The organism is Methylobacterium mesophilicum, assembly GCF_036441335.1.
Classification (GTDB): domain Bacteria; phylum Pseudomonadota; class Alphaproteobacteria; order Rhizobiales; family Beijerinckiaceae; genus Methylobacterium; species Methylobacterium mesophilicum_B.
The window spans coordinates 134488-155773 of sequence record NZ_MLBW01000015.1 but is presented as its reverse complement, the minus strand read 5'-3'; the positions used below and the strand labels follow the sequence as shown (position 1 = coordinate 155773).

Sequence of the window (21286 nt, the reverse complement as noted above, 5' to 3'; positions counted from 1 at the left end):
GGAGGATCGCGGTGCGCGGCAAGGATCGGGGCGAGCGGCCCGGGGGTGCCTGTCCGGCGCGGGTTCCGGCGGTGAGGAGCGGGCGGTGAGCGACGGTCCCGAGCGCGACCCGGGCGGGCGCCTGCCCGAGATCCTGCGCGGCCGGCTCGCCCTGCCGGTGATCTGCGCCCCGATGTTCATCGTCTCCGGCCCGGAGCTGGTCATCGCGCAGTGCCTGTCCGGCGTGGTCGGCTCCTTCCCCGCGCTGAATGCCCGACCGGCCGAGCTGCTCGACGAGTGGCTCGCGCGGATCACGCGGACGCTGGCGGAGGCCCGCGCGGCGGACCCGGCGCGGAAGGTCGCGCCGTTCGCGGTGAACCAGATCGTCCACGCGTCCAACGACCGGCTGGCGCAGGATGTCGAGGCCTGCGTCCGGCACCGAGTGCCGATCATCATCACCTCGCTGCGGGCGCCGGACGCGGTGATCCGCCCGGTCCACGCCTACGGCGGGGTGGTGTTCCACGACGTCACCACCGTCCGCCACGCCGAGAAGGCGCTGGAGGCCGGCGTCGACGGGCTGATCCTGGTCTGCGCCGGGGCGGGCGGTCACGCGGGGACGCTGAGCCCCTTCGCCCTCGTCGGGGAGATCCGGCGGTTCTACGACGGACCGCTGATCCTGTCGGGGGCGATCACCTCGGGCTCGGCGATCCTGGCGGCCCAGGCCATGGGCGCCGACCTCGCCTACATGGGCACCCGGTTCATCGCCACCCGGGAAGCGAACGCGGCCCCCGCCTACAAGGACATGATCGCCGGCAGCGCGGCGTCCGACATCCTCTACACCCCCTACTTCACCGGCGTGCCCGGCAACTACCTGACGCCGAGCATCCGCGCCGCGGGGCTCGATCCCGAAGCTCTGCCGGTGCGCGACAAGACCGCGATGAACTTCGGCAGCGGCAGCGTGAAGGCGTGGCGGGACGTCTGGGGCGCCGGCCAGGGCGTCGGCACCATCGCGGACGCGCCGGCGACCGCCGACCTCGTCGCCCGGCTCGCCCGGGAATACGCGGCGGCGCGGGCGCGGCTCGACGTCGCGGCCGGCACCGGTGCCCTCGCGCTGGCCGCGGCGCGGACGGGGGCGCAGGTCCTCGCGATCGACTTCGCGCCCGGCATGGTCGCGCGCATCGCCGGGGCGGGCCTGCCCAACGTCGCCGCGCGGGTCATGGACGGTCAGGCCCTCGCCCTGCCCGACGCCGGCTTCGACGCGGTGTTCTCGATCTTCGGGGTGATCATGTTTCCCGACTGGCGGAAGGGGCTCGCCGAGATGGCGCGCGTGACGCGGCCCGGGGGACGGGGCGTCGTCGCGACGTGGCAGGACCAGGGCGCGGCGACGTTCCTGCTGCTCGGCGAGATCCGCCGCCGGCTGTTCTCCGAGCGCGAGAGCCGGGCGATGCCCGAAGGGGTGCGGGCGCTCGGCGATCCGGCCGGGTTCACCCGGGAGATGGTCGCGGCCGGGTACGGAGCCCCGCGGATCGACCGGGTGACCTTCGACTACGGGCTCGACGTCGCCCTGCTCGACGACCCCGACACGGTGTTCGGCCTGTCGCCGGACTGGGTCGACCTGAGCGCGGACGATCGGGCCGCGGTGATCGCGGAGGCGCGGCGCATGGCAGCCGGACGCCCCGTCCTGCCGATCCCCTCCACCGCCCTGATCGCCGTCGCCGAACGGTGAGCCCCGCTCGGGCGCGAGACCCGGTGGCGAGTCAGCCGGTCGCGGCCGTGCCCGCCAGGCGCGCCCGCGCGTCGTCCAGAACCCGGGTCAGGGCCGCGTCCCACGAGACCTGCGGCCGCCACCCGGTGGCGGCGTGGAGGCGGCCGGCATCGCCCGCGGCCAGGGGGATCTCGGTCGGCCGCACCCGCTCCGGGGCGACGCGGATCTCGAACGGCATCCGGGCCCGGGCGCGCAGGTCCTCGAGAACGCTGGCGATCGTCCGCGGCTGGCCCGAGCTGATGTTGAACACGCTCCCGTCCGCCAGGGAGTCCGCCCGGCCGATCAGGTCGGCGTAGGCGTTCGCCACGTCGGCGACGTCGAGGAAGTCGCGGTAGGAGGAGAGGTTGCCGACCTCCAGGCAGGGCGGCACGAGGCCGGCCTCGATCCGGGCGATCTGGCCCGCGAAGGAGGCCACGACGAAGCGCTCGTCCTGGCCGGGGCCGATATGGTTGAACGGCCGGAGTACGACGAGCTTCACGCCGATGCGGGGCAGCAGGTCGCGGAGCAGCTGCTCGCCGACCCATTTCGAGCGCGCGTAGGTGTTGCGCGGCAGGGGCTCGACCGCCTCGCTGAGGGCGTGGCCGGCCAGGAAGGCGCTGCCGTAGACCTCGCCGGAGCTGACGAAGAAGAAGGTGCAGCCCGGCACCGCCTCGACCGCGGCCACGAGGTTCATCAGGCCGTTGACGTTGACCCGCCACGTCTGGCCCGGGCCGCTCGCGGAATCCGCCACCGAGGCGAGACCCGCTAGGTGGAGGATCGCGGTCGGCCGGAACCGCGCCACGAAGCCGCCGAGCGCGGCCTCGTCGAGGAGGTCGATCGCCGCGTAGGTGACGCCCTCCGGCAGGCGCGGCGACCGCCCCCGCCCGATCCCGGCCACGCGATCGGCCGCCCGCACCGACGAGTCCGCCGTCGCCCCCGCCAAGAGCGGCAGGACGTGGCCGCCCACGAAGCCGGCCGCCCCGGTGACGAGGATGCNGCTCACGGCGCGACCCGGGCGCGGGCCGTCACCTAGCCCGGGTTCCGGGTTCCCCAGCGCACGCCCATGCCGCCCTGCCCGGCCCCCGGCGAGCTGCCGGCATCGGCGCCGATCGCCGGACCGGAGGCGGTCTTCGGCCGGTGCTGCGAGCCGGCTGCCAGGGGCTCCGACGCCAGCGTGTCGGGCACTTCGGACAGGTACTCCGCGTCCCGGTCGGTGGCGAACTGACCCGCCTTGCGGAAGGTCCAGAGATAGCCCGGCACCACCGCCTCGGCGGCGGTCGGCGTGATACCGATCCCCTCGAAGGTGCGGCCCTCGGCCTTGGCGGCCTCCGAGACGACGTTGTCGTTCTGGAGCAGGGTGACCTGATCGCGGGTCAGCTTCAGCGAATCCGGGAGAAGGCCGAAGGTCAGGGTGTCGGCGATCTCCAGCATGCGGGCCTGGAGCTTGGCCGCCGGCACGGGCAGGTCCACGACCACCCGCTTCCGCCGGATCGTCTTCAGCATGTAGCGCACGAAGTGCTCCAGCGTGCCCACCTCCGGGCCGCCGAGCTCGTAGACCTTGCCGGGCGCCAGGGTGCCGTCGACCGCGCGGGCGATCGCCTCGGCGACGTCGCCCACGAAGGCCGGCTGGAAGCGCGACTGGCCGCCGGCCAGCGGCAGGACCGGGAGCGCCCGGGCGAGGGCGGCGAAGCGGTTGAAGAAGCTGTCGCCAGGCCCGAAGATCAGCGAGGGCCGGAACACCACCGCGTCCGGGCAGGCGGCGAAGACCCGCGCCTCGCCCTCCGCCTTGGTGCGCGCGTACAGCGACGGCGAGGCCGGATCGGCGCCGATCGCCGAGACCTGGATCATCCGGGCGCCCTGGCGGGCCGCGGCGCGGGCGATCGCCTCGGCCCCGTCGACCTGCAGCCGCGCGAAGCTCTGGGAGCCGGTCTCCTGCAGGATGCCGACGAGGTTGATCAGCACGTCCGACCGCTCGGCGGCCCGGGCCACCGAGTCCGGATAGCGCAGGTTCGCCTGGACGGCGACGATCTGGTTGACCTTCCCGAGCGGCTGCAGGAACAGCGCGAGGTCCGGCCGCCGCACCGCGACGCGGATCCGGTAGCCGCGCTTGGCCAGTGCCCGGACCACGTGCCGGCCCAGGAAGCCGGAGCCGCCGTAGATCGTCACGAGCTGGTCCTGCGGGCGCACGGGGCCCGGCGCGGCGACGGGGGCGGAACGCGTCTGCGGGCTGGTGTGCGCCGTCGCGGACGCCGTCGTGTTGTCTTGGCCGCTCATCGCCGTGGTCTCGAGCTCCTCGCGCGCCCCGGGGCGCCGTCAGGCGGCCTACTTAGCCTAACTTCGGCGCGATGGGAGCCGCCGAATGCGCCGCCGGGCCATTCCGGTGAACAGCGGGGCGCGGATGATCGCGGCCGACGGCCCGAGTGCCGTCCGGCGGGGGCCGGTCACAACGCTGGAACGGGAGCGGCCGCCGTGCATTCTTCCCCACCACACGGCCCTGCCGAATCGCGCGGGTGGGACGCGCCGGGGATTGCGATGATTGTAGGGATGCTCGTTTCCGCGGCGATCGCGGTGTTCGGTCTGTTGGTGGCGCTCGGGTATGTCGGCCACCCGATCGACGCGCAGCTCGTCAGCAACTACGGCTGGAGCATCCTGATCATCGGCGTCGCGCTGTTCGTGCTGTTCACCTGGGCGCGGTACGGCCGGACCCGCAGGCGGCACTCCGCCTGAGCCCGCACCTCAGGCGACCTTGATCCGGCGGCGCATCTCCCGCGCCACGGCCGGACGTCCGCTCTGCCGGCCGCTCACAGCCCGCGGGGCGCCGACGATCAGGCTCTGCCGTTCGCGCGCGATGAACGCCGTCGGCATCTCGGCCTGGAGGTCAGCCTCCATGTCGCGCAGCGCCGTGTCGGAATGGGCCGGATGCAGGTGGATGATCCCGAGCGCCTTGACGCCCGCGTTCCGCGCGAGCTCCACGCCCTTCTGCCAGGTCGAGTGCCCCCAGCCCCGGCAGGTCGGGTACTCTCCGTCGGTGAACATGCCGTCGTAGATCATCAGGTCGGCGTCGGCCACGAAGGCGGCGAGCTCGGGATCCGGCCACGGGTCGCTGTGCTCGATGTCGCTGATCAGGCACAGGCGTCGGCCGCGGTGCTCGAACCGGTAGCCGACCGAGCCCTGCGGGTGGTTCAGCAGGATCGTGGCGACCCGCGTGCCGTCCGGGAAGGCCAGGGTCTGACCCGCCTCGAAGCCGTGGTGGTTAAAGGTGCAGCACAGCTTGTCGAGCGTAACCGGGAAGAGCGGCGGCGCGAACAGCCGGTCGAGCGTCGGGCCGGCCGATTCGCCGCCGAGGTTGCCGCAGTAGGTGTTGATCACCCGGTCGGGATCGAGGACCGCCGGCTTGAAGAAGGGCAGACCCGCGGTGTGGTCGAGATGCAGGTGGCTGAACAGCAGGTCGACTTCCTGGGGCAGATCGGTCCGGTGACCCTGCCCGAGGTTGTAGATGCCGGAGCCCGCGTCGACGATGAACATGCGCTGGCCGCATCGCACCTCGATGCAGGGCGTGCTGCCGCCGAACTCGGCGTATTGCGGACCGCTGACGGGCGTCGAGCCGCGGACGCCCCAGAAGCGGAGTGCGAGGTCCTGGTCGGCCGCCAGGATGGTCGGCTCGGAACTGTTCGACATGGCGATCACGAATCCGCGGACAGTCGGTCCCGATCACTTATGATCGAAACCCCGTCGCCGTTCCGGGAAGGTAGCTCTGAATACGGCAGGCCGACGGAGCAGGTGTACCGCTCATCCCCTGCCGTATCATGAATTGGTGTGCCGCACGCGGCCGTGATGTGCGTCCGCGCACACGCACGGGCTGTTGGGACGGGCCTACGCATGCTCAGAGAGGCTCCGCGACGGCCACGAGACTGGCCGACGGCCCGGCCAGGATCGGGCGGCCGGCCGCCGATCCGGCGAGTCCCGCGGCGAGCCACGACGGGAGTGCGTCGCTGTATCGCGTCGGGAGCGGCGCGACCAGCGCCCCGAACGGGTCGGGCGTCCGCTCGTAGACCGGCACGAATCCCGCCATCTGCCGCGGCGACAGGCCCGATTCGGGCGCGGCCCAGCTGGCCCAGACCGTGTCGGGCACCGGGCGATGGGCGCGGTGGCCCGGAACGACGACCACCTCCTGGCCGGCGAAGGCGAGGGCTTCCGGCCGGCTGATGTCCCCCACCGCGCCGCCCCGGGCCGTGTAGGCCGCCCAGAAGGCGTTCTGCCCGCCGTCGGAATAGGTGGTGCGCACGGCGGGTTCGCCCGCCTCGGCGAGTGCGTTCATCCGCGCATCCTCGACCGCCCGGCGGGTGGTGACGGCCGCCTCGACGGCGGGATCCCGGGCGGGCGCGAAGGTGTAGCGGCCCGCGACCACCGAGACCTGAAGCTCCTCCCGGGTGACCTCGAACCGGTCTGAGCCGGCCTTGAGCTCCCGCCAGAAGGCGATGTTGGGGTCGGTCCTGTGGCGGGCCATGTTCTCGGCCGTCATCCGGAACGGGTAGGACTGGAACTGGAACGCCGCCTGCCCGCCGTTCAGCGCGTCCCGGGCGATGGCGTAGATCTCGCCGACCGTGCCGTTGGTCATGGCGAAGCAGCCCATGGACGAGCAGATCCCGTGCACCATCACGGCGGAGCCTGTGCCGCCGTGGGCCCGGTCGTAGGCGTTGGGATAGCCGACGTCGAAGGACAGGTAGTAGTGCGAGTTCGGGTTCATCTGGCGCCGGGGCACCGTGTAGAACCCCTCCGGGGTCTGCCGGTCGCCGCTCCTGCGCTTCGGCCCGAGCTGGCCGGACCAGCGGCAGATCGGGAAGGTCTTGATGTAGACGTAGCCCGCGGCGCCCTTCTTCCAGACCTCGATCTCCGATTCCTTCTTGTAGGCCCGGAACAGGACCGGCGCGGCGGCCGTCACGCCCTTCTGCGCCATCAGCGCGAGGGTCGCGGCCGGGATCGGCGCCTCGGCCTTGCCCGCCTGCGCGGCGGCGGGGCCCGCGAGGGCGAGCAGAACGAGGCCGGCGGCGAGGGGGATCGAGGTCGACAGGGGCATGAACCGTCCGCGCTGGATCGGCCGGGATGGCTGCCGGACGGGCGCGGCCCCGCGACCTGACGGATTATTGCGGCGGCCGTGAGGCTGCGCGTCCGGTCCGCCGACGGGCCCTTCAGGCCGCCGGCGCCGGCTCCCGCTCGGCATCCGCCGGCACGGGCGCGACGACGGCGCTGTTCTCCACGGCGATCACCGCGTCGAACGGCACGGCGCTGTCCGCGAGGCCCGTCTCGGGCAGGCAGACGATGAGGCCCCGCCCGGCCCGCGCCTGCCGCAGCTGGGCGAGCCGCTCGCGCGCGCCCTCGGCCTTGCGCTCGTCCATCGCGACCGCCACCACGAGGATGTCGGGATCGCGGGCGAGGCACCGGCTCAGCTCGATCGCCACCCGTTCGCGGGCATTGATCGCGCCGTCCGCGAGCGCCCCGGTGCTGGGCTGGATCTCGACCTTGCTGTCGAGGCCGAGGCCGTAGACCGAGGCCTCCAGGCCCTCGTCGGCCAGGACCCGGCGCACCAGCTCGCGCACCCGCGGCTCGGCATTGGCCTCGCCGAGGCTGATCCGCCCGAACAGGAGGTTCTCCTCCAGGCTCGCGGCCGGATTGACCCGCGAGGGGTCGTGGAACACCACCGCGCCGGCGAGGTGGGGCGGCAGCATCCGGGCGAAGGACCGGCGCGCCTGCACGAGGCGCTCCTCGAACAGGCCGTCGATCAGGCCGAAGCGGTGGCGGGACTCGTTGTAGCGCAGCGCGAGGCCGATCAGCCGCGTGCGGTCGCGCTGGCCGGCAGGCCCCCGGCGCAGGCTCGCCGCGTGGGGCAGGCGCACCACGAGATCCTCGAAATAGCCCCGCTCGGCCGCCTGGAACAGCGAGTAGGCGTCGAACAGGGGGTGGTCGTTGGGCAGGTCGGCGAAGATCTCGACCGTGCTGCGGGCCACCGACAGGCCGATCTCGGTGAGCGGGCGGACCAGCCCCTCGGCCTCCAGGACCGCCCGCAGGTAGGGGTGACGGGCGAAGCGCAGGGGCGCGAAGGTGCCGCCCACCGGCTCGCCGAACAGGATGTTCTCGCCGATGCTCGCCTGGTTGTTGTAGCGGTCGGGATCGAAGGGCTCGACGAGGCGCTCGGCGCCCTTGGCGGCCAGCGCCACCCGCATGGTGCGGCGCGCGGCGACGATCGCGGCGGCGAGCCGCGGCTGTGCGGCCGGATCGAGCCGCCCGGTCAGCCCGCGGGCGTACACGAAGCCATCGAGGCCGGTGAGCCGGCAGATGCCGATCAGCGCGATGTCGTCGGGCGCGGTCGCCGGATCGGTGCCGTAGAGGAGGTTCTGCCGGAGGGAGCCCTCCATCAGGATCGCCTCGCCGGACGTGAAGGCGATCCGCCGGGCACGCTCGGCGGCGTCGAAGTCGCGCAGGTCCGCGCCCGCGTAGGTGACGGCCCCGGCCGTCGGTTCGACCTGGCCGGCCAAGACCGCCGCCAGCGCGCGGGCGCCGCTGCCGCGGCTGCCCGTGATCGCGACGTGGCCGGGCATCGACACGGCCATGTCGACGCCCGTCAGGCGCTCGCCCGTCGCCGTCTCTCGCGCGGAACGGACGCCGAGCCGGGGCGGCGCCCGAGGTGGGGGGAGGTTCGGACTGCCCTGGCCGCCGACCGGGCTCACTGGCGCCGGCGCGGGGGCGGGCCGGCGATCCTCCGCCGGGGCTATCACGCGGTCTGGCTCTATCGCCTGTCCCGCTACGCCCACGAGCGCGGGTGGCGGATGGCGGCGTGGCTTCTGTGGCCTCGGCCCGTCCGACATTCGTGCGCATCGCGGCGACGCGGACGGCGATCCGCTGGCGCTCGATGGCGGCCGCGCCGTGGTTGCGCACGGCGGGCAGCCGCCGGACGAGGTCGTTCAGGCTCTCCTCCGCGCGCGCGCTCGAGCGCAGGCGCAGATCGTGCCGGTCGCGCGCGCGCTCGAGCACCAGCCCGTAGGCGAGGCCGATCGCCGCGAGGCCGATCACCGCCGCGGGGACCAGCCGGGGTGCGGCGAGCGCCGCGAAGCCGAGGGCCAGGATCAGGGCCGCGAGGGTCATCGCCGGCAGGACGATGCCGGCCGCGAGCAGGCGGTCGGCCCGGGCCAGCACCTCGCCGACGATCCGGGTGAGGCCGCGCGCCTCGTCCCGGGCGCCCGCGGGCGCGTCGAGGATCGCCTGCAGCACGCCCTCGCGGACGGCGTCCCCGGCCCTGTTCTGCGCCTTGAAGCACAGGCGCGCCACGAACCAGCCGACCCCCGCCAGCGCCAGGGCGCAGACCGCGATGCACAGGAAGGCCGTGAGTTCGAGTTCGGCGGGACGCATCGGGATGCCGGGGACGAGCACCAGTTCCCGGCCCGGGAGTTCTACCGCCACGCGCAGGAACGGGAGCGCCGGCGCCTCGTCGCGCGGCAGGACCGCGATCAGGTCGCGCAGGCACAGGAGCGCCAGCGCGCAGAGCGGCGCGCCGATCCCGACCGCGAGGGCCGCCGCGAGGGTGTGCTGAGGCCGCGCGGCGCGCCACGTCAGGAGGAGGGGATCGGATTCCATGCGTCTCCGGGCAGGGTCGGGCGGGGTCCGCCGCCGCTCGCGGCATAGGCCTTCGCGGCCGCGGCGGGAAGGGCGGCCGACGCGAGCCGGGCCCGTGCGACATGTCGGCCGAACTGATCCAAGTTCTAGCCCTGGTCTGGAAGCGCTCTAGGTTGGATCCTGTGCGCGCGGGTCGACCCTGGACATTGCCGCGCGGTCCGGTCGCCGCGTCCGCTCGGGCCGCATCGCGCGGCCATGCCGGCGCAGCCGATCTCGGTCGGGATCAGAGGATGGGGTGAGGCGTGCGGCGAGGGGCTGAGCAGACCGTAGGGCCCGGCCCGGCCGGCTCGAGGCCCGGGACCGCCTGATGGCGCAGCTGTTCACCCCCGGCGCCGACGCGCTCTACCGCCTCGCGCTGATGACCGGCGTGGCCTGCCTGGTGGGTGTCCCGGTCCTGGCGGCCGGGATCGTGCGCTCGAACTACGTCACGGGCGTCGGGATCGCGCCGGCCCAGCCGCTCCCGTTCAGCCACAAGCACCATTCCGGCGAGCTCGGCATCCAGTGCCGCTACTGCCACACCACGGTCGACCGGGAGGCCACCGCCGGCATCCCGCCGACGCACACCTGCATGACCTGCCACTCGCAGATCTGGACCGGCTCCGAGATGCTCAAGCCGGTGCGCGACAGCTACGCGCAGGACACGCCGCTGGAATGGAAGCGGCTGAACAAGCTGCCGCAATACGTCTACTACAACCACTCCGTCCACGTGACGAAGGGGATCGGCTGCTCGACCTGCCACGGCGACGTCACGTCGATGCAGATGACCTACCGGGCCAACGCCTTCGAGATGCAGTTCTGCCTCGATTGCCACCGGGCCCCGGAGAAGTACGTCCGCACGCCGGAACAGGTCTGGAACATGACCTGGAAGCCGCCGGCCGACCAGGCGATTCTGGGCCCGAAGCTCGTGGCGCAGTACCATATCCGCGGCGGGGAGCGGCTGACCGAATGCGGGATCTGCCACCGATGACCGGCGCCCCCGACATCGCGGCCCTGCGCGCGAAGCTCGCCGGCGGCGACGGGCCGCGCTTCTGGCGCAGCCTCGACGCCGTGGCCGACAGCCCCGAGTTCCGCGCCTACCTGGCGGCCGAGTTCCCGTCGGCGTCCCGGCTCGCCGCCGCCCCGGAGCGGCGCGGCTTCCTGAAGCTGATGGCCGCCTCCTTCGCGCTGGGCGGCCTCACCGCCTGCGGCGGGGGCAGCGGCCGCGACTACGAGGTTCCCTACGTCAACCAGCCCGAGCGGATCGTGCCGGGCACGGACCTGTCGTACGCCTCCTCGGCGGTGTTCGACGGCTTCGGCAACGGCATCCTGGTCACCACCCGCAACGGCCGCCCTCTGAAGATCGAGGGCAACCCCGAGCATCCCTGGAGCCGCGGCGGCACCGACGTGCTGGCCCAGGCCTCGGTGCTCGGACTCTACGACCCGTTCCGCTCGCAGGCGGTGCAGCATCTCGGCCGGCCGAGCTCCTGGCCGGCGTTCCGGGCGGATCTCCAGGCGCGGATGCCGGGCTGGCGCGAGAGCCGGGGCGAGGGTCTGGCCCTGCTCACCGGCCCCGTGACGTCGCCCGGCGTGGCGTCGCAGATCGCGCGGCTGCGGGCCGCCTACCCGGCGTTGCGCTGGTACACCGGCGCCGGGGCCGGGCGCGGCGGGATCTACGAGGGTGCCCGCCGAGCCTACGGCCGGCCGCTGGAGACGATCCCCGATTTCGGCCGCGCCCGAACCATCGTGGCGCTCGACGGCGATTTTCTGGACCTCGGGCCCGGCCAGGTCGGCCTGTCGCGGCGCTGGAGCGAGGCGCGGCGCGCGGCCTACGCGGAGGGGCGCCTCCTCACCCTCCACGCGGCGGCGCCGACGCCGACGCTGACCAGCGCCAAGGCGGATCGCGGCCTCGTGGTCCCGGCCCAAGCCGGCGCCGATCCCGTCGCGCGCTGGACGCGGAGCGCCGGGGCGGCGCTCGCCGGCGCCCGGGGGAGCGGCATCGTCACAGCCGGCCTGACCGCGAGCCCCGAGCTGCACGCGCTCGTCCACCGCCTCAACGGCGCCCTCGGCAACACCGGCGCGACCCTGATCCACACGGTGCCCGCGGAGGAGACCGGTGCCGGAAGCCTGGCGGAACTCGCGGAGGCGATGGATCAGGGCGCCGTCGAGGTGCTCGTCGTGCTCGGCGCCAACCCGGTCTACGAGGCGCCGGGCGCCCTCGACTTCGCCGCCCGGATGGCGCGCGTGCCGCTCAAGATCCACGCGGGCCTCTACTACGACGAGACCGGCGCGCACGCCGACTGGCACCTGCCCGCCGCGCACCCGCTGGAATCCTGGGGCGACGTCCGGTCCCTCGACGGGACGGTGGGGCTGATCCAGCCGACGGTTGCCCCCCTGTACAACGGTCGGACCCTGCCGGAGATGCTGGCCTTCCTGGCCGGCGGCGAGGGCGGTGACGGCGGCCAGGACGCCCTCGGCCTCCTCAAGGCGCAGGCGCGGAACGCGGGCGAGGACGACGCGGCCTTCGAGGCCCGCTTCACCGAGGCCCTGCGGGTCGGCTTCTGGGCGGGCAGCGCGCGCCCGGCCGAGACCGTCGCGCTGACGCAGGCGGCCGCCGTCCCGGCGACCGCTCCGTCGCCCGCGCCGGCCGGCGGGGTCGAGGTGCTGTTCCGGCCCGATCCGACGATCTGGGACGGCACCCACGCCGACCTCGCGTGGCTGCAGGAACTCCCGAAGCCCCTGACCAAGGTGGTCTGGGAGAACGTGGTCGCGGTCGGCCCGCGCCTCGCCGAGCGCGAGGGTATCGCGACGGGCGACATCCTGCGGGTCGAGTCCGCCGGCCGCGCGGTCGAGGGGCCCGCCTGGATCCTGCCCGGCCAGGCTGACGACACCGTCACCCTCACCCTGGGCTACGGCCGCGACGTGCCCGACCACCTCGCCCGCGGCCTCGGCTACGATGCCGCACCCCTGCGCCCGGCCGGTTCGACCTGGCGGCTCGCCGGCGCCCGGCTGACGAAGACCGGCCGGGCGCACGAGCCGGTGACCACCCAGCACCTCGGCACGATGGAGGGGCAGGACCTCGTGCGCGTGCAGGCCCTGGGCGCCGCGCCCGCGGGCGACCCGAAGGGCGCGCCGTCGCCGGCCTCGTTCTACCCACCCCCGGAGAGCCAGGACCGCTGGGTCGCCGCGCAGTGGGGCATGGCCATCGACCTCGACGCCTGCATCGGCTGCAACGCCTGCGTCACCGCCTGCCAGGCGGAGAACAACATCCCCGTCGTCGGGCGCGAGGAGGTCGCGCTCGGCCGATGGATGGGCTGGCTGCGGATCGACCGCTACTACGCGGGCGACCTCGACGCGCCGACCACGCATTTCCAGCCGGTCCCCTGCATGCATTGCGAGCAGGCGCCCTGCGAGCTCGGCTGCCCCGTCGAGGCGACGCTCCACGACAGCGAGGGCCTGAATCTTCAGGTCTACAACCGCTGCGTCGGCACGCGGACCTGCCAGAGCTACTGCCCCTACAAGGTGCGGCGCTTCAACTACCGCGACTATACCGGCGGCATGACCCCGGTGGAGCAGCAGCAGCGCAATCCCGAGGTCACGGTCCGGTCCCGCGGCGTGATGGAGAAGTGCACCTACTGCATCCAGCGGATCACGGCGGCGCGGATCACATCCGCCAAGGACGCCCACGCGCCGATCCCCGACGGCGCGGTGGAGACCGCCTGCCAGGGCGCCTGCCCGACCCGGGCGATCACCTTCGGCAACGTCGCCGACCCGGGGAGCCAGATCTCGGCCGCCCGCCGGGACACGCGGGAATACGCGCTCCTCGGGCACCTGAACACGCGCCCGCGCACCACCTACCTCGCCGGACTCGCGCCCGCCGCGGATCCGAACGGCAGGGAGGGCTGAGCATGGCCGGCGCCCTCTCCGGCGGCACGCAGCCCGGGCCCCTGATGCGGCCCGACGAGACCCTCCAGGGGATCGGCGGCGCGGTCACGGCGATCCCGCTGACCCATCCGGGCAACCGGCGCTGGTGGATCGCCTTCGCGGGCGCGGCCGCGCTCCTCGGCCTGTTCCTGCTCACCCTCGGCTACCTGCTCTACGCCGGCCCCGGCATCTGGGCGAACAACAACGCCGTCGTCTGGGCACTGGACATCGCGAGCTACGACTGGTGGATCGGCGTCGCCTCCGGCAGCCTGCTGGTCTCGGCGATCCTGCTCCTCCTCGGCGCGGAGTGGCGCGGGGCGGTGAACCGCGTCGCCGAGACCCTGGCGCTGCTGGCCACAGCGGCCGCCGGGCTCTACCCGATCATCCATCTCGGGCGGCCGTGGTTCTTCTTCTGGAACCTGCCCTACCCCAACACCTACAATCTCTGGCCGCAGTTCCGCTCGCCGCTCCTCTGGGACGCGATCGACATCGTGTCCTTCCTGGTGATCTGCGTGAGCCTCTGGTTCATCGGCCTGCTGCCGGACCTCGCGACGCTGCGCGACCGGGCCCACGTCGAGGCCCTCCGCCAGTTCGACGGGAAGGCGCCGACCCGCAAGCTCGCCCGCCTGCGCGCGCAGGTCTACGGCATCCTCGCCTCGGGCTGGCGCGGCTCGGCGGCCCACTGGCAGATCTGGGTCCAGGCCTACCGGACGGTCGCGCTCCTCGGCGTGCTGCTGGTGGTCTCGGTCCAGACCGGGGCCTCGGTGATGCTGGCGGGCTCGCTCATGCCGGGCTGGCACAGCACGCTCCTGCCGGTGAGCTTCCTGGTCAACGCGGTCTATTCGGGCGTCGGCGTCACGGCGGTGATCGTGATGCTGATCCGCCTCGTCTACGGCCTCGACGCCCTGGTGACCGACCGCCATCTCGACGTGCTGGGGCGGCTGCTGCTCTGCCTCGGCAGCGCCAGCGCCTACTGCTACGCGGCCGAGTATTTCGACACGTTCCTCAACGGCGATGCCGAGGCGCGCGGCGTCCTGGTCCGGCGCATGACCGGCGAACACGCCCTCGTGTCCTGGACGGCGATCCTGTGCCTCGTCCTGCCCGCGCAGATCCTGTGGTCGGCCCGGGCCCGCACGGCGCCGCTCACCATCGCGGCGGTCGGTCTCCTCGTGGCGATCGGCGCCTACGCCGACCACGTCATGGTCCTGGTCGTCACCCTGACCCAGGACTTCCTGCCGTCCTCGAGGCTGCCCTACACGACCGACATCTGGGGCATCGCCACCTTCGCGGGCTCGATCGGGCTGTTCCTGACCCTGCTGCTCCTGTTCCTGCGCTATCTGCCGGCCGTCTCGATCGTCGAGAGCCGCCGTCTGGCCCTGACGGTGTCGCCGGCCGCGCAGGAGGCCGCCCGCGCGGCCGCGTCCCGGGCCACGGGCCGCCCGGAGGAGAGCCCGGTCACCGCGCCCCTGTGGGGCGTCTCGGCGACCTTCGCGAGCCAGGGCGATCTCGCCGCCGCCCTCCAGGCGGTCTCCGGGATCGGCCCGGACCATGTTCATCTCGACGGGCACGGCCCGGTGCCGATGCCCCGCACCCTGCGGCCCCTGGGCCTGGAGGGACGCTCGATCCTGCCCTACGCCCTGGCCGGTGCCCTGCTCGGCGGCTTCGGCTTCTTCGCGATGTGCATCTACGCGACGGCCTACGACTACGTGTTCCTGATCGGCGGACGCCCGCGCCTGTCCTGGCCCTCCTTCGTGGTCCCGAGCGTGTCCTTCGCGATGATGGCGGGCTGCGTGGCGATCCACCTCGCGCTCCTCGTCCTCAACCGCCTGCCCCGCCTGAACCACCCGGCCTTCAACATCCCGGGCTTCCTGCGGGCCTCGGAGGACCGGTTCTTCCTCTCCGCGGAGGCGCGGGGCGACCGGTTCGACGCGGCGCGGATCGAGCGGCGGCTCGCGTCCCTGCCGGCCGAGGCCGGGCGCCCCCTCGAGATCCGGCGGATCCCGCGATGAGGCGCGCCGCCCCGCGCACCGCCGACCGCGCGGCCTCGGCCGCCCGCCGTGCCGGGAGGCCGGCATGAGCGCGAACGGACCCTCCGGCCTGATCCCGGCGATCCTCGCGGGGCTGACCCTGCGCGGCACCGGCCTCCTCAACGGGCGGCCGTCGCGCCCGGCGGCCAATACCCAGCGCGATCCGAACGATCCCGGGCACGAGACGCGCGACGTCAACGTCCGCAACACCGTGATGGTGATGGCGGGCCTCGCGCTCACGGCGCTGGCGGTCGTCGGCACGATGGTCTGGCTGATGAGCACCTTCGTGGCGAGCCAGCGCCGGTCGCTCCCCGCCCTGACGCCGCAGCAGACGACGCGGCTGGCGCCGCCGCCGCCGAACCTGCAGGCCGACCCCTACGCCGATCTCGACCGCGAGCGGGCCGCGACGGCGGCGCATCTCTCCGGCTACGGGTACCGGGACGCGGCCCGCACCCGCGCCCGCATCCCGATCGGGCGCGCCATGGACCTGACCGTCGGCCGCTCCCTCGAACCGGCGGAGCCCGCTGCGCCATGACGCCGAGCCACGACTCGCTCCAGCTCTGGCCCGCCGCGGTCTCCGCCACCGCGAGCGAGACCGACCTGCTCATCCTGGCCTTCACGGTGCTGACGCTGCTGCTGACCGTGCCGGTGTTCGTGGCGATCACCTACTTCGCCCTGCGCTACCGCGAGGGCTCCGAGGCGGACCGCAGCCCCTCGGGCATCCGCTCGAACCTCATCGAGATCAGCTGGATGCTGATCCCGTTCCTGCTGACGCTGATCTTCTTCGTCTGGGGCGCGCGGCTGTTCATCCAGTCGAAGAACCCGCCCCCCGACGCCATGGTGATCGAGGCGATCGGCCGGCAATGGATGTGGAAGTTCCAGCACCCGACGGGTCAGTCCGAGATCAACAACCTGCACCTGCCGATCGGCCAGCCGATCCGCCTGCACATCATCAGCCAGGACGTGATCCACGCCCTCTACCTGCCGGCCGTGCGGATGCAGGTCGCCGCCCTGCCCGACCGCTACACCGACCTCTGGTTCAAGGCCGACAAGACCGGCACCTACCATCTCTACTGCTCGGAATATTGCGGCACCGACCATTCCGTGATGGGCGGCGAGGTGACCTTCATGAACCCCGGTGACTACCAGGACTGGCTGACCCACGCGGGCGCCCAGCAGGGCAGGGTCGCGGCGGGCCGCGCCCTCTACGAGGCCTATGGCTGCGCCGGATGCCACGAGCCCGGTTCGTCCGTGAAGGCGCCGAGCCTCGCGGGCCTCTACGGCAGCCACGTCAAGCTGGCGGACGGGCGCACCGTCACGGCCGACGACGGGTGGCTGCGCGAGAAGATCCTGAACCCGAACGGCGACCGGCTCGCCGGCGGGGGCAAGCAGGTGATGCCGAGCTTCGCGGGCCGGATCCCGGCGGACGAGCTCGCCACGCTGATCGATTTCCTGAAATCCTACGCGGGCCCGGCCTCCGGCAAGGCCGCGGACGCGACGCTGCCGGGAGCGACACGATGAGCGCATCGGGCAGCATCGGCGGCACCGCCCGGCGGGAACCCCACGCCCCGGAATCCACGATCGGGCGCAAATCCGACTACCTGCACGCGGAATCGACCCTGCGCTCGTGGTTCCTCACTACCGACCACAAGCGCATCGCGATCCTCTACCTCGCGTCGATCACCGGCTTCTTCGTGATCGGGGCCCTTGCGGCCGGCGTGGTGCGCCTCGCGCTGGTCGTGCCGAACGGCGCGATCATGACCAACGACACCTACAACAAGGCCTTCACCATCCACGGGGTGGTGATGGTCTGGTTCTTCCTGATCCCGTCGATCCCCGCGACCTTCGGCAACTTCCTGATCCCGCTGATGATCGGGGCCAAGGACCTCGCCTTCCCGAAGCTCAACCTGACGAGCTGGTACGTGTTCATGGCCGGCGCCCTGTTCACCCTGGTCTCGGTGGTGCTCGGCGGGGTCGATACCGGCTGGACCTTCTACGCCCCGCTCTCGACCGCGTTCTCGAACACCTGGGTCCTGCCGGCGCTGATCGGCGTGACGATCGTGGGCTTCTCGTCGATCCTGACCGGGCTCAACTTCGTGGTCACGATCCACACCATGCGGGCGCCCGGCATGACGTGGTTCAAGCTGCCGATCTTCGTCTGGGCCCACTACGCCACCAGCCTGATCTTCCTGCTGGCGACGCCCGTGATCACCACGGCACTGATCCTGCTGATCGCGGAGCGCGCCTTCCATATCGGCGTGTTCGACCCGGCCTATGGCGGCGACCCGGTGCTGTTCCAGCACCTGTTCTGGTTCTACTCGCACCCGGCGGTGTACATCATGGTCCTGCCCGGCATGGGGGTGATCTCCGAGATCGTCCCGGCCTTCGCGCAGAAGAAGCTGTTCGGCTACCGCTTCGTCGCCTACGCGTCGATCGGGCTGGCCTCGGTGACCTTCTTCGTCTGGGGCCACCACATGTTCGTCAACGGCCAGAGCGACCTGGCCTCGCTGGTGTTCTCCGCCCTGTCCTTCGCGGTGGCGGTGCCCTCGGCCGTCAAGGTCTACAACTGGACCGCCACGATCCATAAGGGCAGCTTACGGCTCGACACCCCGATGCTCTACGCGATGGGCTACATCGGACTGTTCGTGCTCGGCGGGCTGACCGGCCTCTACCTCGCGACGCTCGCCATCAACCAGCACATCCACGCGACCTACTTCGTGGTCGCCCACTTCCACTACATCATGGTCGGCGGCACGGTGCTGGCGTTCCTGGGCGGCCTGCACTTCTGGTGGCCCAAGTTCACCGGCCGGATGTACAGCGAGCCCTGGGGCCGGGTCTCGGCGCTGCTGATCTTCCTCGGCTTCAACGTGACGTTCTTCCCGCAGTTCATCCTGGGCTATCTGGGGATGCCGCGGCGCTACGCGACCTACCCGGCCGAGTTCCAGCTCCTCAATGTCCTGTCCTCGGCGGGCGCCACGATCCTGGCGGCGGGCTACCTCTTCCCGATGCTGTACCTCGTCTATTCCCTGTGGTTCGGCCGCAAGGCGCCCGCCAACCCGTGGAACGCGAAGGGGCTCGAGTGGGAGACGTCGTCCCCGCCGCCGACGCACAACTTCCTGTCCCCGCCGGAGGTGCCGCGCATCCCGTACGACTACCCGATCCAGGCCCAGGAATCCCGGGACCAGCACGGATGAGCGCACCGCTGGCCGACGGCGTCGGGGTCGCCCGCGCCGAGCATTTCGAGAGCGTCGCGCAGCAGCGCGAGGCGGCGACGCTCGGCATCTGGGCGTGGCTGATCACCGAGCTGCTGCTGTTCTCGGCCCTGTTCCTGGTGGCGCTGATCACCCGGATCCAGCACCCCGAGGCGACGGTCGCGGCGGCCAAGCACCTCAAGTTCTGGATCGGCGCCACCAACACCGTGGTGCTGATCTGCTCCTCGCTGACCATGTCGATGGCGATCGAGTTCTCGCGGATGGGCTGGCAGCGCGCCATGGTCCGGGCGATGCTGGCGACGGCGGCGCTCGGCGGCCTGTTCCTCGTGCTCAAGGGCTACGAGTACTACGCCGACTGGGCCGAGCACATGATGCCGTTCCTCAGCAACCGGCCCTTCGCGCTGGCCGAGACGCCGGCGGCGCGGCTGTTCGTGAACCTCTACTACGTCGCGACGCTCCTCCACGCCCTGCACCTGTTCACCGGGATCGCGCTCCTGCTCGGCATGACCTGGATGGCGGCCAAGGCCGGGTTCCTGTCGCGGCACCAGAACTGGATCGAGGTCTACGGCCTCTACTGGCACTTCATCGATCTGGTCTGGATCCTCGCCTTCCCGATTCTCTACGTGGTGAACCGGTAGGATGCGGAAGCCCCTCGCGACCCTGAGCGCCGACGACCGCGCCCTGCTCCGCAAGCGCCTGCGCACGCCGGTGCTCACCTTCCTGGCGCTGCTGGCGCTTCTCGCCGTCAACGTGACGCTCGGCGCCACCCTCCCCTTCGCGCAGGTCTGGATCGTCGAACTCGCCGTCGTCGCCGTGATGGTGGCGCTGATCCTCCTCGTTTCCATGGAGGTGATCCACGAGCCGCCGCTGATCCGGCTGTTCTCGGGGCTCGGCTTCTTCTGGGTCGCCATCATGGTCGGCATGACGCTGACCGACTATCTCGCCCGCTGAGCCGCGCGAAAGCCGTTGTCGGGGCGGCCGAACGCTCCTAAACGGGGCCGCTTCCCCGCATGGCCCGGCTGAAACACGATGTGCGAACTGCTCGGCATGAGCGCCAACGTGCCGACCGACATCCGCTTCTCGTTCGCGGGTCTCGCCCGGCGCGGCGGCGAGACGGGGCCGCACGCCGACGGCTGGGGCATCAGCTTCTACGACGGCCGCACCTGCCGGAGCTTCCACGAGCCGGAGCCGAGCGCCCGCTCGCAGCTTGCCCGGCTCCTGCGCGACATGCCGATCAAGAGCCGGATCGTCGTCGCCCATGTCCGCAAGGCCAACCGCGGCCGGGTCAGCCTGGAGAACACCCACCCGTTCTCCCGCGAATTGTGGGGCCGCCGCTGGACCTTCGCGCATAACGGCCAGCTCAAGGGCGTGAAGCGGCTGCCGCTCGGCGGCTTCATGCCGATCGGCTCCACCGACAGCGAGCACGCCTTCTGCTGGATGCTCGGCCGGCTCCAGGCCCGGTTCCGCGCCCTGCCCCGCCCCGAGACCCTCGACCGGGCGGTGGCCGACCTCGCGGGCGAGTTGCACGCGCTCGGCGTGTTCAACATGCTGCTCACCGATAGCCGCACCCTCTACGCCCATTGCGGCAAGCGCCTCTGCTACCTGACCCGCCGCGCGCCCTTCGGGAAGGCCACCCTGATCGACGAGGACTGGCAGGTGGATTTCGCCCAGGAGACGACCGAGCACGACGTGGTGACGGTCATCGCCACCCAGGCGCTGACCCGGGACGAGTGCTGGACCGACCTCGCCCGCGGCGACGTCCTGACCCTGCGCGACGGGGCGATCCGGCTGTTGAGACCGGCGAACTTAGCTTAAGTGTGTTTTGCCTGAGGGTGCATGCCCGCCCCCGATGCGCTAGAACTCCGATAACAGGAGCGCATCGGCCGGACTTCCGCACCGGGTCGAGCCGGCAAGCGCTCCGCCTCGACCCGCTCCGGACCACAGGTCGAGCCACGATGAGTTGACGAGCGCGACACGCATGACCCGCGACGACACCGACACCGTCCTGTCCCAGGAGGACGGGACTCGGGATGGCCGCCCGAACCTGGCGCCCGGCATCCGCACGCATCTCGGGGAGCACCTGCGCACGGTCTACGAGCGGATCGGCGAGGAGACTCTGCCGTCCCGCTTCGCCGAGCTGATCGAGAAGCTCGAGGCGGCGCTGCGCGCCCGGGGCGAGGCGATCGAGCCGGAATTCCGCAACGGCCTGCTCGCCGCCGTGCCGTCGCTCCGCGCCTTCGCGCTGTCGCTGACCTCGAACCCGGCCCGCTCGGACGACCTCGTCCAGGACACCCTGCTCAAGGGCTGGCAGCACCGGGCCCGGTTCCAGCCGGGGACCAACCTGAACGCGTGGCTGTTCACGATCCTGCGCAACATCTTCTACTCGGACCACCGCAAGCGGGTCCGCGAGGTCGAGGATCAGGACGGATCCTACGCGGCCCGGCTCGCCACCGCCCCGCACCAGGGCGACCGGCTCGACGTCGAGGACCTGCAATCCGCGCTCGCCAAGCTGCCGCCGGACCAGCGCGAGGCGCTGGTGCTGGTCGGCGCCGAGGGGGTCTCCTACGAGGAGGCCGCGACCATCATGGGCTGCAAGGTCGGCACCGTGAAGAGCCGCGTCAGCCGCGCCCGCGGCCGCCTCGCGGAACTCCTAGGTTACGACGAGGAGGATCTCGGCTCCGACCGGTTCATCCAGTCGGCGATGCCGAAGGACGCGTAGGCGACCGGTCGGCTCCCGGCCGAAAGTCCACAAAAAA

16 protein-coding genes and 1 pseudogene are annotated in these 21286 nt (G+C 72.3%); 12 read left to right on the top strand and 5 right to left on the bottom strand.

Going from position 1 to position 21286, the window contains the following annotated elements:
* Positions 1-85 precede the first annotated feature (85 nt).
* Complete coding sequence (locus MMR14E_RS10315) at positions 86-1705, top strand: nitronate monooxygenase (RefSeq protein WP_331314034.1); 1620 nt, start codon at positions 86-88, stop codon at positions 1703-1705.
* Positions 1706-1736: 31 nt separating this feature from the next.
* Here the strand turns inward: MMR14E_RS10315 and MMR14E_RS10310 are convergent, their stop codons facing one another.
* Positions 1737-2726, bottom strand: coding sequence for an NAD-dependent epimerase/dehydratase family protein (locus MMR14E_RS10310; protein ID WP_331314033.1), 990 nt, complete (start codon positions 2724-2726; stop codon positions 1737-1739).
* 26 nt (positions 2727-2752) lie between these two features.
* Positions 2753-3997, bottom strand: a complete 1245-nt coding sequence (locus MMR14E_RS10305) for a complex I NDUFA9 subunit family protein (RefSeq protein WP_331314032.1) — start codon at positions 3995-3997, stop codon at positions 2753-2755.
* Positions 3998-4267: 270 nt separating this feature from the next.
* Between MMR14E_RS10305 and MMR14E_RS10300 the strand changes: the two genes are divergently transcribed.
* Positions 4268-4450: a hypothetical protein gene (locus MMR14E_RS10300; RefSeq protein WP_331314030.1), complete on the top strand. Its 183-nt coding sequence runs from the start codon at positions 4268-4270 to the stop codon at positions 4448-4450.
* A 9-nt stretch (positions 4451-4459) separates the two neighbouring features.
* On the opposite strand, the gene MMR14E_RS10295 is transcribed toward MMR14E_RS10300, so the two are convergent.
* The 3 genes and pseudogenes from MMR14E_RS10295 to MMR14E_RS10285 all read right to left on the bottom strand — a co-directional run bounded on the left by MMR14E_RS10295 (position 4460) and on the right by MMR14E_RS10285 (position 9352).
* Positions 4460-5401 carry an MBL fold metallo-hydrolase gene (locus MMR14E_RS10295; protein ID WP_331314028.1) on the bottom strand — a complete coding sequence of 314 codons (942 nt, stop codon included), beginning with the start codon at positions 5399-5401 and terminating at the stop codon, positions 4460-4462.
* Between the two features lie 205 nt (positions 5402-5606).
* Entirely contained in the window at positions 5607-6800 is a 1194-nt protein-coding gene (locus tag MMR14E_RS10290) for a murein L,D-transpeptidase family protein (protein WP_331314026.1), read from the bottom strand.
* A gap of 112 nt (positions 6801-6912) precedes the next feature.
* Positions 6913-9352: pseudogene (locus MMR14E_RS10285) on the bottom strand (ABC transporter ATP-binding protein).
* A gap of 346 nt (positions 9353-9698) precedes the next feature.
* Between MMR14E_RS10285 and MMR14E_RS10280 the strand changes: the two are divergent.
* The 10 genes from MMR14E_RS10280 (at position 9699) to MMR14E_RS10235 (ending at position 21249) form a co-directional block, all read left to right on the top strand.
* Positions 9699-10358 (top strand): cytochrome c3 family protein, encoded by a 660-nt coding sequence (locus MMR14E_RS10280; protein WP_331314024.1) that lies wholly within the window; start codon positions 9699-9701, stop codon positions 10356-10358.
* A complete protein-coding gene (locus tag MMR14E_RS10275) occupies positions 10355-13273 on the top strand; it encodes a TAT-variant-translocated molybdopterin oxidoreductase (protein ID WP_331314022.1) in 2919 nt (972 codons plus the stop codon). The genes MMR14E_RS10280 and MMR14E_RS10275 overlap by 4 nt, the downstream gene beginning before the upstream one ends.
* Positions 13274-13275: 2 nt before the next feature.
* A complete protein-coding gene (locus MMR14E_RS10270; RefSeq protein ID WP_331314020.1) occupies positions 13276-15300 on the top strand; it encodes a quinol:electron acceptor oxidoreductase subunit ActD in 2025 nt (674 codons plus the stop codon).
* 64 nt (positions 15301-15364) lie between these two features.
* Positions 15365-15853, top strand: a complete 489-nt coding sequence (locus MMR14E_RS10265) for a hypothetical protein (RefSeq protein ID WP_331314017.1) — start codon at positions 15365-15367, stop codon at positions 15851-15853.
* A complete protein-coding gene (coxB, locus tag MMR14E_RS10260) occupies positions 15850-16839 on the top strand; it encodes a cytochrome c oxidase subunit II (RefSeq protein WP_331314014.1) in 990 nt (329 codons plus the stop codon). Before MMR14E_RS10265 ends, coxB begins: the two co-directional genes overlap by 4 nt.
* Positions 16836-18512: a cytochrome c oxidase subunit I gene (locus tag MMR14E_RS10255; RefSeq protein WP_331314013.1), complete on the top strand. Its 1677-nt coding sequence runs from the start codon at positions 16836-16838 to the stop codon at positions 18510-18512. The genes coxB and MMR14E_RS10255 overlap by 4 nt, the downstream gene beginning before the upstream one ends.
* The gene (locus MMR14E_RS10250; RefSeq protein ID WP_331314011.1) at positions 18509-19168 is read left to right on the top strand and encodes a cytochrome c oxidase subunit 3; all 660 of its coding nucleotides are present in this window, start codon (positions 18509-18511) and stop codon (positions 19166-19168) included. Before MMR14E_RS10255 ends, MMR14E_RS10250 begins: the two co-directional genes overlap by 4 nt.
* A gap of 1 nt (position 19169) precedes the next feature.
* On the top strand, positions 19170-19481 hold the full coding sequence (locus MMR14E_RS10245) for an oxidase (RefSeq protein ID WP_331314009.1): 312 nt from the start codon (positions 19170-19172) through the stop codon (positions 19479-19481).
* A gap of 78 nt (positions 19482-19559) precedes the next feature.
* Positions 19560-20345 carry a class II glutamine amidotransferase gene (locus tag MMR14E_RS10240; protein WP_331314007.1) on the top strand — a complete coding sequence of 262 codons (786 nt, stop codon included), beginning with the start codon at positions 19560-19562 and terminating at the stop codon, positions 20343-20345.
* Positions 20346-20508: 163 nt separating this feature from the next.
* Positions 20509-21249, top strand: a complete 741-nt coding sequence (locus MMR14E_RS10235; protein WP_331291163.1) for a NepR family anti-sigma factor — start codon at positions 20509-20511, stop codon at positions 21247-21249.
* The last annotated feature ends 37 nt before the right edge of the window (positions 21250-21286 follow it).